Annotated in this window: 12 protein-coding genes; 6 read left to right on the forward strand and 6 right to left on the reverse strand. The window is 74.6% G+C overall.

Annotation, left to right across the window (positions count from 1 at the left end; translation table 11 throughout):
* The first annotated feature begins 151 nt into the window (after positions 1-151).
* Positions 152-2284 (forward strand): methyl-accepting chemotaxis protein, encoded by a 2133-nt coding sequence (locus Cpa01nite_RS16725; RefSeq protein WP_203669991.1) that lies wholly within the window; start codon positions 152-154, stop codon positions 2282-2284.
* Between the two features lie 86 nt (positions 2285-2370).
* Here the strand turns inward: Cpa01nite_RS16725 and Cpa01nite_RS16730 are convergent, their stop codons facing one another.
* Both Cpa01nite_RS16730 and Cpa01nite_RS16735 read right to left on the reverse strand, forming a co-directional pair.
* Entirely contained in the window at positions 2371-3783 is a 1413-nt protein-coding gene (locus Cpa01nite_RS16730; RefSeq protein ID WP_203669992.1) for a class II fumarate hydratase, read from the reverse strand.
* Positions 3784-3955: 172 nt separating this feature from the next.
* Complete coding sequence (locus Cpa01nite_RS16735; RefSeq protein ID WP_203669993.1) at positions 3956-4621, reverse strand: carbonic anhydrase; 666 nt, start codon at positions 4619-4621, stop codon at positions 3956-3958.
* Between the two features lie 188 nt (positions 4622-4809).
* On the opposite strand from Cpa01nite_RS16735, the gene Cpa01nite_RS16740 reads away from it, so the two are divergent.
* From Cpa01nite_RS16740 to Cpa01nite_RS16755, 4 genes are read left to right on the forward strand one after another with little or no spacing between them, the layout of a single operon-like run.
* Complete coding sequence (locus Cpa01nite_RS16740; RefSeq protein WP_203670011.1) at positions 4810-6102, forward strand: extracellular solute-binding protein; 1293 nt, start codon at positions 4810-4812, stop codon at positions 6100-6102.
* Positions 6099-7085 (forward strand): carbohydrate ABC transporter permease, encoded by a 987-nt coding sequence (locus Cpa01nite_RS16745; RefSeq protein WP_203669994.1) that lies wholly within the window; start codon positions 6099-6101, stop codon positions 7083-7085. The genes Cpa01nite_RS16740 and Cpa01nite_RS16745 overlap by 4 nt, the downstream gene beginning before the upstream one ends.
* Entirely contained in the window at positions 7085-7933 is an 849-nt protein-coding gene (locus Cpa01nite_RS16750; RefSeq protein ID WP_203669995.1) for a carbohydrate ABC transporter permease, read from the forward strand. Before Cpa01nite_RS16745 ends, Cpa01nite_RS16750 begins: the two co-directional genes overlap by 1 nt.
* A gap of 31 nt (positions 7934-7964) precedes the next feature.
* Positions 7965-9263, forward strand: a complete 1299-nt coding sequence (locus Cpa01nite_RS16755; RefSeq protein WP_203669996.1) for an ABC transporter ATP-binding protein — start codon at positions 7965-7967, stop codon at positions 9261-9263.
* Positions 9264-9400: 137 nt separating this feature from the next.
* Here Cpa01nite_RS16755 and Cpa01nite_RS16760 read toward each other — a convergent pair whose 3' ends face one another.
* The 3 genes from Cpa01nite_RS16760 to Cpa01nite_RS16770 form a co-directional block, all read right to left on the reverse strand.
* The gene (locus Cpa01nite_RS16760; RefSeq protein ID WP_203669997.1) at positions 9401-10339 is read right to left on the reverse strand and encodes a carbohydrate kinase family protein; all 939 of its coding nucleotides are present in this window, start codon (positions 10337-10339) and stop codon (positions 9401-9403) included.
* Between the two features lie 105 nt (positions 10340-10444).
* Entirely contained in the window at positions 10445-10687 is a 243-nt protein-coding gene (locus Cpa01nite_RS16765) for an exodeoxyribonuclease VII small subunit (protein WP_203669998.1), read from the reverse strand.
* 88 nt (positions 10688-10775) lie between these two features.
* Positions 10776-11627 (reverse strand): helix-turn-helix transcriptional regulator, encoded by an 852-nt coding sequence (locus Cpa01nite_RS16770; protein WP_203669999.1) that lies wholly within the window; start codon positions 11625-11627, stop codon positions 10776-10778.
* Positions 11628-11728: 101 nt separating this feature from the next.
* Between Cpa01nite_RS16770 and Cpa01nite_RS16775 the strand changes: the two genes are divergently transcribed.
* Positions 11729-12493 (forward strand): SDR family oxidoreductase, encoded by a 765-nt coding sequence (locus tag Cpa01nite_RS16775; RefSeq protein ID WP_203670000.1) that lies wholly within the window; start codon positions 11729-11731, stop codon positions 12491-12493.
* Positions 12494-12588: 95 nt separating this feature from the next.
* On the opposite strand, the gene xseA is transcribed toward Cpa01nite_RS16775, so the two are convergent.
* Entirely contained in the window at positions 12589-13926 is a 1338-nt protein-coding gene (gene xseA, locus Cpa01nite_RS16780; RefSeq protein ID WP_239068867.1) for an exodeoxyribonuclease VII large subunit, read from the reverse strand.
* Positions 13927-14275 lie beyond the last annotated feature (349 nt).

The raw sequence follows: 14275 nt of genomic DNA on the forward strand, positions 1-14275 counted from the left end.
GCGGTCAGCGGGTGAAGTCCACCTGCGACCGCCAGTTCTCATCCTGGTGACCGCTCACATGGGACGAAAGACCTACCGATGGGTCGAGGAATCCCGCCGGCGGCCCACCAGGCCGCCCGGCGCCCGTCCCCCCTCGGCCCAGGAGTCCACCGTGCCCCTGCCCCGACTGCGCACCTCCCTGCGCGCTCAGCTCGTCGCGACCGGAGCCGGTGCCGTCGCCGTGACCGCCGCCCTGCTCACCGCCGTCGGCGGGTGGCAGGTGACCGGCCTCGCGTCGGACGCGGGCGACGACGTCGACCGCCTCATGCGCGACTCGATGATCCAGACCACCCAGCAGGCGGTGACGATGGTCGAGACCCAGGTCGCCACGGTCACGGACCGGATGGCGTCCAGCCTCCGGGTCGCCCAGCAGACCTTCGCGCAGGCCGGGCCCGTCACGTTCGACGGCACCGAGCGCTGGACGGTGACGGACCAGACCACGGGCGCGACCGAGGAGGTCGACCTGCCGCGGCTGAGCGTGGGCGGCACCTGGCTCGGGCGGACCACCGACCCGGCCACGCCCGTGCCGGTGGTCGACGACATCACGTCGCTGCTCGACGCCCCGGTCACCGTGTTCCAGCGGGTGAACGACGAGGGCGACATGCTGCGCGTCGCGACCAGCGTGACGAACGCCGACGGCGCTCGGGTCATCGGCACCGCCATCGGCGCGAGGGCTGCGGACGGCTCGCCGAACGCCGTCGTGGCCGCGCTGCTCGCCGGCGAGTCGTACTACGGCACCGCGACCGTCGTCGGCCAGCCGTACGTCACCGCGTACGCGCCGCTCATGGCGGGCGACGAGGTGGTCGGCGGGCTGTTCGTCGGCGTGCCGCAGACCGAGGTGGACGCGCCGCTGCGCGCGGCGCTGGCCGAGGTGGCCGTCGGGGAGCACGGGTACCTGACCGTCGCCGACGCGGACGGGCAGTGGGTCGTGCCGCCGCCGAGCGCGCAGGCGGGGGACGCGGTGGGGTCCGTCGACGCGGACGGCGAGGCGTACGCGACCCGCCTGGTCGAGGCGGCCGCGGAGCTGGGCGCGGACGAGACCGCGACCGAGCGCGTCGACCTCGGGGACGACGGGGCCGCCACCGTGCAGCTCGCCCGGTACGCCCCGTGGGGCTGGACGGTCGGCGCGTGGGGCTTCGACGCCGACCTGCGGGCGGTGTCCGCGGAGCTCGAGGACGGCGCCGGGACGCTGATGATCACGCTGCTCGTCGTCGGGCTCGTCGTCGCGGCGTTCGCCGTGGCGCTGGTCGTGTGGATCTCGGGCCGGGTCGTCGGCCGCGTCGGCCGGCTCACCACCGCGCTGCGCCGCGTCGCCGACCGGGACCTGTCGGTCGAGGTGCGCGGCGAGGGCCGCGACGAGATCGGCGTGATGGGCTCGGCGCTCGGCGAGGCGATCGACGCGATGCGCGCGGCGCTCACCCGGATGCGCGAGGGCGCCGAGGCGGTGCGCAGCACGGCGGGCCGGCTGGACGGCTCGTCCGGCACGCTCGAGGAGGCGGCGGGCCGGACCGTGTCCCGCGCCGAGGGCGCCGCCAGCTCCGCGTCCGTCGTGAGCACCGAGGTGCAGACCGTCACCGCCGCGATGACCGAGATGCGCGCGTCCATCGAGTCCGTCGCCCAGGACGTCAGCGCGGCGTCCGGCGAGGCCGCGCAGGCCGTCGGCATCACCGCCGACGCCGCGTCCGCGGCAGACCGGCTCGCGGCGTCCACGGGCCAGATCGCGGCCGTCCTGGACACGGTCACCACCATCGCCAACCAGACCCACCTGCTCGCGCTCAACGCCAGCATCGAGGCGGCCCGCGCTGGCAGCGCCGGCGCGGGCTTCGCGGTCGTCGCGGGCGAGGTCAAGGACCTGGCGCAGCAGACCTCGAACGCGATCGGCACCATCGCGCCGGTGCTCGAGGCGGTCACCCGGGACGCGGCCGACGTGCAGGCGTCCGTCGGGCGGATCTCGCAGGCGGTCACGACCGTCGACGGCCTGCAGGGCGCCGTGTCGGCCGTGGTCGAGGAGCAGACCGCCACGACGTCGGAGATCGAGCGGAACCTGGTGGTCGCCGCCGAGAGCACGACGGACATCGCCGGCGGCGCCGCGGACGTCGCGCAGGCGGCCGGTCAGGCGTTCGACGGCGCCGCCGAGGTGCGCCAGGCCGTCGTCACCCTGGGTGACGTCGCGGCCGAGCTGGCGCGCGGCGCGGAGGAGTTCACGCTGAACCGCCCCGCGCCGGAGTACGACCTGGCACGCTAGGGCCCGGGCGCCGCCGGCCCGGGACCCCCTGCCCCGGACCGGCGGCGCTCGTCACGCGCGCGGCGCCCTGCGCGGGCGCCCGCGCCTCACGCCTTCGGGCGCGTCATGCTCAGCAGGTCGAGCGCCGCGTCGAGCTGCGCCTCGGTGACCTCGCCCCGCTCCACGTAGCCGAGGTCGACCACGGCCTCGCGGACCGTGACGCCCTGCGCCACCGCGTGCTTGGCGATCTTCGCCGCGGCCTCGTAGCCGATCACCCGGTTCAGCGGGGTGACGATCGACGGGGACGACCCGGCGTAGGCCGCGCCGCGCTCGGTGACGACCTCGATGCCGTCGACCGTGCGGTCGGCGAGCACCCGGCAGGCCGCGGCGAGGAGTCGCTCGGACTCGAGCACCGCCTGGCCCATGACGGGGATCTGGACGTTGAGCTCGAAGGAGCCGCTCGCGCCCGCCCACGCGACGGTGGCGTCGTTCCCGACGACGCGGGCCGCGACCATGAGCACCGCCTCCGGGATCACCGGGTTGACCTTGCCCGGCATGATCGACGAGCCCGGCTGCAGGTCGGGGATGCGGATCTCGCCCAGGCCGGTGTTCGGGCCGGAGCCCATCCAGCGCAGGTCGTTGCAGATCTTGGTGAGGCTGACCGCGATGGTCCTCAGCGCGCCGGACAGCTCGACCAGCCCGTCCCGGGCGCCCTGGGCCTCGAAGTGGTCGCGGGCCTCGGTCAGCGGCAGGCCGGTCTCCTCGGCGAGCAGCGCGATCACCCGCTGCGGGAAGCCGGCGGGGGTGTTGATGCCGGTGCCGACCGCGGTGCCGCCGAGCGGGACCTCGGCGACCCGGGGGAGCGCCGCCTGCATCCGCTCGACGCCGCGGCGCACGGCGGCCGCGTAGCCGCCGAACTCCTGGCCGAACGTCACGGGCGTCGCGTCCATGAGGTGCGTGCGGCCGGCCTTGACGTCGCCGGCGTGCTTCTCGGCGAGCCGCTCCAGCGAGACCGCGAGGTGCTCGAGGGCGGGGACCAGGTCGTTGACCGCGCCGTCGGTGGCGGCGACGTGCACGGAGGTCGGGAAGACGTCGTTCGAGGACTGCGAGGCGTTGACGTGGTCGTTCGGGTGGACGTCGGCGCCGAGGGACCGGGACGCGAGGGTCGCGAGCACCTCGTTCATGTTCATGTTCGAGGACGTGCCGGACCCGGTCTGGTAGACGTCCACGGGGAAGTGGGCGTCGTGCCGGCCCTCGGCGACCTCGTCGGCGGCGGCGGCGATGGCGTCCGCGACCGGCTGCTCGAGGATGCCCAGCTCGGCGTTGGCCAGGGCGGCGGCCTTCTTGACCCGGGCGAGCGCGGCGACGTGACCGCGCTCCAGGCCGGTCCCGCTGATCGGGAAGTTCTCCACCGCCCGCTGGGTCTGGGCGCGGTAGAGGGCGTCCGCGGGGACGCGCACCTCGCCCATCGTGTCGTGCTCGATGCGGTACTGGACGTCGTCGTCGGCGTGCAGGCTCATGCCGCTGATCCTGCCACCGACCCGGGACCTCGGTCCCGGCCGCCGGGGTCGCGCCGGGCCGGGCGTGGCGCACGTCACACGACGCACCGGGCGTCGAGGTGGCACCTCTCGGCTGTGCGGCGGCGCTGCGGCACAACCGAGAGGTGCCCTCTCGGCGGGGAGGTGACGGGCGTCAGGCGGGGACCGGCACGTCGCCGATGTCGCCGATCGCGGACGTGAGGCGGGCGTTGCCGTCCGCCAGCGTGTACTCGACGCCGACGACCGCCACGCGCCCGGCGTCGATGCCCTCGGCGAGCGTCACGGAGTACGACCGCAGCATGTCGACCGTGTGCCGCACGTGCTCGTGGCCGAGCTCGGCCGGGTCGACGGCGGACAGGTCGCGCGGCCGGCCCTCGGCGTCGGCGCCGTGCGCCAGCGACACGATCGACGGGATGACCCGGTCGACCACCGCGCGGACGAACCCGCGCTGCAGCTCGCCGGTGGTGAGCGCCGCCGTCGCCGCGGCGACGGCGCCGCACGAGTCGTGACCGAGCACGACGACGAGCGAGGCGCCCAGCACCTCGACGCCGTACTCGATCGACCCGATGACGGTCGTGTCGAGCACGTGGCCGGCGGTGCGGACGACGAACACGTCGCCGAGCCCCTGGTCGAAGATGATCTCGGCCGCGACGCGGCTGTCCGAGCAGCCGAACACGACGGCGAACGGGTGCTGCGCGGTGCTGACCTCGGCGCGGCGGTCGATGCCCTGGGACGGGTGCTCCATCTCGCCGCGGACGAACCGGTCGTTGCCGTCGCGCAGCGCGGACCAGGCCTCGGCGGGGGTCGTGGGGTGTGCCATGCGGCCCATCTTGCACCGTCCGGCGAGGCGCGCCGACGGCCGCACGCCGCGCCTCGTCCGCCGCGGGTGACGGACTCCGTTCCGGTGGCGGGCCCCCGTGGGGCGGTGTAGCCCTAGGGGGGAGACGTGCGGACGGCGCGGACTCCCTGGTCGGGGGGCACGCGGCGCCGGAGTGAGGAGCGGTGAGGGTGCGCAGACGGTCGAGGGCGATCGCCGGGGTGGCGGTGCTCGCACTGGGGGCGGGGTTGGCGGCGTGCGCGCCGGCCGACGACACCCCGGTGCTCACCTGGTACACGAACCCGGACGCGGGGGGCCAGGCGCTCCTCGCCCAGCAGTGCACGGAGGAGGCCGGCGGTGCGTACCGCATCGAGGTCTCGGTGCTGCCGCGCGACGCGAGCTCGCAGCGCGAGCAGCTGGCACGGCGGCTCGCGGCGGCCGACTCGTCGATCGACCTGATGAGCCTGGACCCGCCGTTCATCCCGGAGCTGGCGAACGCGGGGTTCCTCGCGCCGGTCCCCGAGGAGATCGCCGACCAGGTCAGCCAGGACGTCGCGGAGGGCGCGCTGCAGGGCGCCTCGTGGGGCGACGAGCTGGTGACCGTGCCGTTCTGGGCCAACACCCAGCTGCTCTGGTACAAGAAGTCGGTCGCCGAGGCGGCCGGGCTCGACCCCGCCGAGGCGCCCGTGACCTGGGACCAGGTCATGGACGCGGCCCGCGACCAGGACCTCACGCTCGGCGTGCAGGGGATCAAGGCCGAGGCGTACACGGTGTGGATCAACGCGCTCGTCGAGTCCGCGGGCGGCCACATCGTCGAGACGCCGGAGGCGCCCGCCGAGGACGTCGCGCTCGGCCTGGAGTCGGACGCCGGCCGGGAGGCCGCCCGGATCATCGGCGAGATCGGCGCCGATCGGCTCGGCGGCGCCGGGCTGCCGACCCAGGACGAGAACGCGTCGCTGACGCAGTTCCAGGGGGACAGCGGCTCGTTCATGGTCAACTGGCCGTTCGTCTGGCCGGCCATGCAGGGCGCGGTCGAGGACGGCACGCTCGACCAGTCGTTCCTGGACGACGTCGGCTGGGCGGTCTACCCGCAGGTCGCGGAGGGCACCGACGCCGCGCCGCCGTACGGCGGGATCAACCTCGGCGTCGGCGCGTTCAGCGAGCACGTGGACGAGGCGTACGAGGCCGCCGCGTGCATCGTGCAGCCGGAGAACCAGGCCGCGTACTTCGTCTCCGACGGCAACCCGCCGTCCTCCACGGTCGCCTACGACGACCCGGAGGTGCAGGAGACGTTCCCGATGGCGGACGTCATCCGCCAGTCGCTGGAGCAGGCGGCGCCGCGCCCGCAGACCCCGTACTACAACGAGGTCTCGCAGGGTCTGCAGGAGACCTGGCACCCGCCGGCCTCCGTGGACCCGGAGTCGACGCCGCAGGAGTCCACCGACTTCATCACCGCCGTGCTGCGAGGGGAGCGGCTCCTATGAGCACCGAGATCACGGGCGCCACGGCCGGGACCACCGAGCGCGCCACGCGCGGCGCCGGCCCCGAACGCCGGTCGAAGCCGGTCCGGAGCGACCGGGCCCGGGCCGAGGCGCGGCTCGGCTGGCTGCTCGCCGGCCCCGCGTTCGTGGTGATGCTCGCCGTCACCGCCTACCCGATCCTGCAGGCCGTCTACGACTCGCTGTTCCGGTACCGGCTCACCGCGCCGGACGACCGGGCGTTCGTCGGGCTCGGGAACTACGGCGTCGTGCTCGGCGACCCGGTGTTCTGGCAGTCGCTGGGGGTCACGACGGTGATCATGGTGATCACCGTCGCGATCGAGCTGGTGCTGGGCTTCGCGCTGGCCCTCGTCATGCACCGGGCGATCACGCGGCTCCGGGGCCTGCTGCGCACCGCGATCCTCGTGCCGTACGGGATCATCACCGTGGTCTCGGCGTTCGCGTGGTTCTACGCGTTCGACATCAGCTCGGGGTACGTGAACAGCTGGTTCGACTGGGTGCCCGGCATCAGCGAGGACCTCAACTGGTTCGCCGGCAGGGGCACGAGCCTGTTCGTCATCATCGCGTCCGAGGTGTGGAAGACCACGCCGTTCATCTCGCTGCTGCTGCTCGCGGGCCTGGCGCAGGTGCCGGGCGACCTCGAGGAGGCGGCCCAGGTCGACGGCGCCACCTGGTGGCAGCGGATGAAGCGCGTGGTCCTGCCGAACATGAAGGCGGCGATCATGGTCGCGGTCCTGTTCCGGGCACTCGACGCGTTCCGCATCTTCGACAACGTCTTCATCATGACGAACGGCGCGAACGGCACCACGGTGCTGTCGCTGCTGGCCTACCGGACGTCGATCGGCCGCCTCGAGATCGGCCTCGGGTCCGCGATCTCGGTGCTGCTGTTCGCCTGCGTGATCGTCATCTGCTTCGTCGCGATCAAGATCTTCAAGGTCGACCTCGCCGGCGCACGAGGGGAGAAGTGATGGGCGCCCTGTCCGGCAAGCAGAAGGTCGCGTGGGCGGCCATCACGATCGCCGTGCTCCTGTACGCGCTGTTCCCGGTCGCGTCGATCATCGCGACCTCGTTCAAGCTGCCGAGCGACCTGAGCTCCGGCACCTTCCTGCCGACCACGTGGTCGTGGACGAACTACGAGGAGATCCTCGGCCCGGACGGCTCGGCCCAGGAGCTGTTCCTGTCGTCGCTGCGGAACTCGATCGGCATCTCGCTGATCGCCACCGCGATCTCGTGCGTGCTCGCCACGCTGGCGGCGTACGCGATCGCCCGGCTGGACTTCCCGGGCCGCAAGCTGATCCTCACCACCGCGCTCGGGGTGTCGATCTTCCCGGTCATCTCGATCGTCACGCCGCTGTTCAACCTGTGGCGGAACATCGGGCTGTACGACACCTGGGCGGGCCTGATCATCCCGTACCTGTCCCTCACCCTGCCGATCTCCATCTGGACGCTCACCGCGTTCTTCCGGCAGATCCCGTGGGAGCTCGAGCAGGCCGCGCAGGTGGACGGCGCCACCACGTGGCAGGCGTTCCGGAAGGCCATCGTGCCGCTGGCGGCGCCGGGCGTGTTCACCACGGCGCTCATCGCGTTCTTCATCGCGTGGAACGACTTCGTGTACGGCATCTCGCTGACCTCGACCGAGGCAGCCCGGCCCGTGCCCGCCGCGCTGGCGTTCTTCTCCGGCGCGTCCCAGTTCGAGGACCCCACGGGCGCGATCTCCGCCGCGGCCGTCGTCGTCACCATCCCCGTCGTCGTCCTGGTGCTGCTGTTCCAGCGCCAGATCGTGTCCGGGCTGACCCAGGGCGCGGTCAAGGGCTGACGCCCGACCGCCCGGACCCCAGGAGGAGCACATGGCATCCATCACCCTGACGGACATCGTCAAGAAGTACGGCGACGGCTACCCGGCCGTGAACGGCGTCAGCCTCGACATCAAGGACGGGGAGTTCGTCATCCTGGTCGGCCCGTCGGGCTGCGGGAAGTCGACGCTCCTGCGGATGATCGTCGGCCTCGAGGACATCACGTCCGGCGAGCTGCGGATCGGCGACGAGGTCGTCAACGAGCGGGCCCCGCGCGACCGGCACCTGGCGATGGTGTTCCAGAACTACGCGCTGTACCCGCACCTGACCGTGTACGAGAACATCGCGTTCCCGCTGCGGCTGCAGAAGGGCAAGTACACCGAGGAGCAGATCAAGGACAACGTCGAGTACGCGGCGGACACCCTGGAGCTGCGGGAGCACCTCGACCGCAAGCCGGCGAACCTGTCCGGCGGCCAGCGGCAGCGCGTCGCGATGGGCCGGGCGATCGTGCGCGACGCCCGCGCGTTCCTGTTCGACGAGCCGCTGTCCAACCTCGACGCCAAGCTGCGCGGCCAGATGCGGACCGAGATCGCGCGCATGCAGCGCCGGCTCGGCACCACCACGGTCTACGTCACGCACGACCAGACCGAGGCCATGACGCTCGGCGACCGGGTCGCGGTGCTCCGCAAGGGCGAGCTGCAGCAGGTCGCGAGCCCGCGCGCGCTGTACGAGCAGCCGGTCAACCTGTTCGTCGCCGGGTTCATCGGCTCGCCGCCGATGAACTTCCTGCCGGGCGAGGTGCACGGGGACTCCCTGCGGCTCCCCTTCGGCGACGTCCCGATCCCGGAGACGGCCCGGGGCAGGCTGGACGGCCGCGAGCTGGTCATCGTCGGCCTGCGGCCGGAGCACGTCGAGGACGCCCGCGTGCTCGACGAGGACAAGCGCGCCAAGGGCGCCACGTTCTCCGCCGAGGTCGACGTCGTCGAGTGGCTCGGCGCGGAGCTGTACGCCTACATCCCGTTCGAGACGCACGCCGACGTCGCGCAGAAGCTCGAGGAGCTGGACCGCGACCTGGACGGCGAGGGGATGCGGACGCAGATGATCGTCTCGCTCGGCTCCGAGAGCCGGGTGCGCGACGGCAGCAGCGCCGAGCTGTGGTTCGACCCGCGGCGGCTGCTGATCTTCGACCCGGAGTCGGGCGAGAACCTCACGTACGACGACGACGCGGCGCGCCGCATCGACGCCGAGACCGAAGAGGACCGCCGCGCAGCCCTGGAGCGCGCGCACCGCGATGCGGAGAAGCAGGGGAACGGCGAGGCGTCGGCCGCGGGCCGGCACCGCCAGGCGAGCTGAGGCGCGCAGGCGCGTCGCCCGGTACCGGTGAGGTCGTCACAACGGCACGAGGTCGTCACTCCTGAGTGGCGACCTCGTCCGCTCGTGACGACCTCAGCGCGCGGCGGCGTCGCGGCGAGGGCGCGGCGCGCGCCGGCCTACGCCTCGCCGAGCTCCGCGGACGTCGGCGGGTTCGCCCCGGCGCGGGAGACCGTGATCGCGGCGACCTGGGCGCAGCGGACCAGGACCTGCTGGACCGTCCCGCGGTCGATCGCGTGCAGCGCCTCGCGGGCGTCCGCACCCAGCAGGCCCGCGGTCCACAGGCCGTCGACGAGCGCGCCCATGAACGAGTCGCCGGCGCCGACCGTGTCGGCCACCTGCACCGCCGGCGCCTCGACCAGCACCTCGTCGCCGCCCGCGGTGATCGCGAGCGCGCCCTCGCCGCCGAGCGTCACGACGACGAGCGCCGGTCCGCGGCCCAGCCAGTCCTGCGCGATCTCGACGGGCGCGACGCCCGGGTGCAGCCAGGCGAGGTCCTCGTCGGACACCTTCACGACGTCGGCCAGCGCGACCAGCCGCTCGACGACGGGCAGCGTCTCCTCCGGCGAGCCCATCAGCGCGGGGCGCAGGTTCGGGTCGTAGGTGATCGTCGACGTCGCCCGGCGCTCCTCCAGGAGCCGGGCCACCGCCTCGCCGCCGGGCGAGATGACCGTCGCGATCGAACCCGTGTGCACGACGGCCGGGGCGTCGTCGGCCTCGTCCCACCGCGTCGGCAGGTCCCACGTCAGGTCGAACTCGTACGTCGCGGCGCCCCCGGCGTCGAGGTGGGCGCGCGCCACGGGGGTGCGCTCGGGGGCGCGGTCGCCCGCGAGCACGTGCACGCCGGACCCCGCCAGGTGCTCCCGGACCAGGTCGCCGTGCGCGTCGTCGGCCAGCCAGGTCAGCAGGTCGACCCGGCGCCCGAGCCGGCCGAGCCCGATCGCCACGTTGGCGGGGCTGCCGCCGGGGTGCTCGGCGGGCTCGGCGCCCGGGCGGAGCACGACGTCGACGAGGGCCTCCCCGACGACGAGGGCGCGGGCGGCGGGCTGCTCGGTCATGGGGCTCCTTCGCGTCCGGCGGCGGTGCCGGGTCGGGGGTGGGGCGTGCGGGGTCGAGCGGGGTGGTGCGCGGCGCGGGCGGTGCGCGGGGTGCGGTCGGCGCCGTCAGGACGCCGCGTCACCGCCGGGCCCGTCGGACGCGCGGGCCGCGTCGAGCCGGGCGCGGGCGCCGTCCAGCCACTGCTGGCAGCGCGCGGCGAGCGCCTCGCCGCGCTCCCACAGGGCGAGGGACTCCTCGAGCGTCGCGCCGCCGGCCTCGAGCCGGGAGACGACGGCGACGAGCTCGTCGCGCGCCTGCTCGTAGGACAGGTCGGCGGGGTCGCCGGGGGTGGGGGAGGTGTCGCTCACGGGTCCATCTAACCAACGACCGCCCACCTCGCGCCCCGCGCGGCGCCGGGGGTGCGTGCCCGGCCGGCCGGGCGGGCGGCCGCGGGCGTCAGCCGTCCTGCGCCGCGAACTGCTGCGTCCCGAGCACGGCCAGCAGCCGGAGCCGGCTCTCCGCCTCGCTGCGCGGCGCGGCGGTGAGGACGAGCAGCGTCTGCGACCCGTCCTCGGTGAACAGCGCCTGGCAGTCGACCTCGATCGCCCCGACCCGCGGGTGGATCAGCACCTTGTGGTCCTCGAACCGGCGGGACACCTCGTGCGCCTCCCAGAGGGCGACGAACTCCGCGCTCCGGGCGGACAGCTCGCGCACCAGCTCGGCCGCCCGCGACCGCGGGCCCTCCGCGCCGAGCGTCGCCCGCAGCGAGGCGACCTGCGCCCGGCTCTGCCGGTCCCGGTCATCCTCCGGGTACAGCAGCCGCTCCGTCCCGGGGCTCGCGAACCAGCGGTAGATCGCGCTGCGCTCCCACCCGGCGAGCGACTCCACGGGGCCGAACAGGGCGCGCGCCAGGTCGTTCTGCACCAGCGTCCGCCCGAGCCCGTCGAGGACCAGGGCCGGGCTGTCGGTGATCCGGTCCAGCACCCGCAGCAGCCCGGGGGCGACGTAGTCCTCGCGCGCGGCGCGGTCCGGCGCGCTGTGCCCGGCGACCCGGTACAGGTAGTCGCGCTCGTCGGGCGTCAGCCGCAGCGCCCGGGCGAGCGAGCCGAGCATCTGGGTGCTGGGCTGCGGGCCGCGGCGCTGCTCGAGCCGCGTGTAGTAGTCCGTCGACATCACGGCGAGCTGGGCGACCTCCTCCCGCCGCAGGCCCGGGGCGCGGCGGCGGGCGCCCGGCGGCAGCCCGACGTCGCCCGGGCGCAGGGCCTGGCGGTGCCGGAGCAGGAAGTCGGCCAGCGCGTCGCGATCCACCCGAGCAGTATCGGCGCGCGCCGCGACCGCGGACCAGGGACCCGCGATCCCCCGACGAGCGCTCTCTGGCGGGCGGACGCCGGCCGTCGAAGACTCGGGGCATGCGAATCGACGGGAACACCATCTTCATCCCCGGTGCCACGAGCGGCATCGGCCTCGCCCTGGCCCTCGCCCTGCAGGCGAAGGGCAACACCGTGATCGTCGGCGGCCGGCGCACCGAGCTGCTCGACCGGATCACCGCCGAGCACCCCGGCATCCACGCCTACCGCATCGACACCGCCGACGCGGAGGACGTCGCGGAGGTGTCGAAGCGGGTGATCGCCGAGCACCCCGAGGTGAACGTGCTCGTCCCGATGGCCGGCATCATGCGCGTCGAGGACTGGACCGACCCGGCCGGGTTCCTCGACACCGCCGAGCAGACCGTCACCACCAACGTGCTCGGCCCGATCCGGCTGATCGCCGCGTTCGTCGAGCACCTGCAGACCCGCCCGGACGCCACGATCCTCACGGTGTCCTCCGGGCTGGCGTTCGCCCCGCTCCGGGTCACGCCGACCTACAACGCGAGCAAGGCGTTCATCCACATGCTCAGCGAGTCGATCCGGCTGCAGCTCGCCCGGACCAGCGTCCGCGTGCTCGAGCTCGAGCCGCCGTCGGTGCAGACCGACCTCATGCCGGGGCACCGGGAGAACGCCGACGCGATGCCGCTCGACGAGTTCGTCGCGGAGGTGATGGCGCTGCTCGAGGCGCAGCCCGACGCGACCGAGATCCAGGTCGAGCGCGTCAGGTTCCTCCGGTACGGCGAGGCGCGCGGCGACTACCCGCAGGTGGTCGCGGCGCTCAACGCACGGGACCCGCACGGGAAGTGACGCGCGGCGGGGAGGAGTGGACGAACCGGCCGGACACGCCCGGCGTGTCCGGCCGGATCCGCCACCCGAGGGCGTGGGGCCGGGCCCGCGGAACGTCAGGCGTCCTCGCCCGCCTCGGCGGCGGGGCGCCTCCGGCCGGGCGCGACCGCCAGCACCGTCGCCATGAGCTCGCCGCGGGACACCCGTATCCGCAGCGAGTCCTTCGCCGCCACCTCGGTCGCCTCCCGCACGACGCGGCCGTCGGACGTCTGCACCACGGCGTACCCGCGGTCGAGCGTCGCGGCGGGGGACAGCGCCCGGACCTGCGCGGCGAGCGCGCGCGTCGACGTCACGGCGCCCGCGAGCGCGTGGTCGAGGCTGCGGCGGGCGTGGTCGCGGGCGCGGACCACCTCGGCCTCGCGGGTGTCGACCATCGTCTGCGGGCGGGCCAGCACCGGTCGGCTGCGCACCTGCTCCAGGTTGGCGGCCTCCCGGGCGACCCGGTGCTCGACGGCGGACCGGATGCGGGAGCGCGCCTGCGCGACCCGGGCGCGCTCCTCGCCGACGTCCGGCACGATCCGCTTCGCGGCGTCGGTCGGCGTGGACGCGCGGTAGTCGGCGACCAGGTCGAGCAGCGGGGTGTCCGTCTCGTGGCCGATCGCGGACACCAGCGGGGTGCGGCAGGCCGCCGCCGCGCGGACGAGCGCCTCGTTGCTGAACGGCAGCAGGTCCTCGACCGAGCCGCCGCCGCGCGCGACGACGACCACCTCGACCCGCGGGTCGGCGTCCAGCTCGGCGATCGCGCGGCTCACCTGGGGCACCGCGCCCGCGCCCTGCACGGCGACCTCGCGGATCACGAACTCCACCTGCGGCCAGCGCGCGCGGGCGTTCACCACCACGTCGTGCTCGGCCTTCGACTCCCGGCCGCACACCAGGCCGACGACCCGGGGCAGGAACGGCAGCGGCACGCGGCGGTCGGCGTCGAACAGCCCCTCCGCCGCCAGCACGCGCTTGAGGTGCTCGATCCGGGCCAGCAGCTCGCCCACGCCGACGGCGCGGATCTCGTCCGCGTTGAGCTGCAGCGTCCCGCGCTTGGTCCAGAACGTCGGACGGGCGTGCACGACCACGTGCGCGCCCTCGGCCAGCGGGGTCGCCGCGCCGGACAGCACGCCCGCCGGCATGGACACCGGCAGCGACATGTCGGTGTCCGTGTCCCGCAGCGTGAGGAACGCGACGTTCGCCCCCGGGCGGCGGTTGAGCTGCACCACCTGGCCCTCGACCCACAGCGGCGACATCTTCGCGACGTAGTCGGCGATCTTCACGGACAGCAGCCGGACGGGCCACGGCCGCTCGGCGGTGGTCTCGTTCGCGCGCGCCGGGAGCTCGGCCGGGCCGGTCGCGGCCGCGGCGCCGGGGGCGTCAGCGCGGGGGGTCGTGGGGGAGGACTGCTGCACGGGCCCACCCTGCCACGCGGGCCCGACAGCGCACGCCCCGCGGCCCCCCGGCGGAGCAGTGCCGAACCGGGGCCGTCCGGTTGAGCCGGGGCTGTCCTGCCGAGCCGGGGGCTGTCCGGCTGAGCCGGGGACATCCGGCTGAGGGAGGTGGTTCCGCCGAGATAGGGCCATCCCGCCGAGATAGGGCCATGGCCGGTCCTACGTCGATGGGCGGGTCCTATCTCGGCGACCCTCGCGTGAGGAGGCCGGACGCAGGCGCGCTGTCGCGCCACCCCCAGGGGACTCTGGCCGAGGCCGTGCACCCCCGCCCCCCCGCCCCGCCCGCCGCCCCGCCGCCCCGCCCCGCCCC

The organism is Cellulomonas pakistanensis (assembly GCF_016862755.1).
GTDB lineage: Bacteria > Actinomycetota > Actinomycetes > Actinomycetales > Cellulomonadaceae > Cellulomonas > Cellulomonas pakistanensis.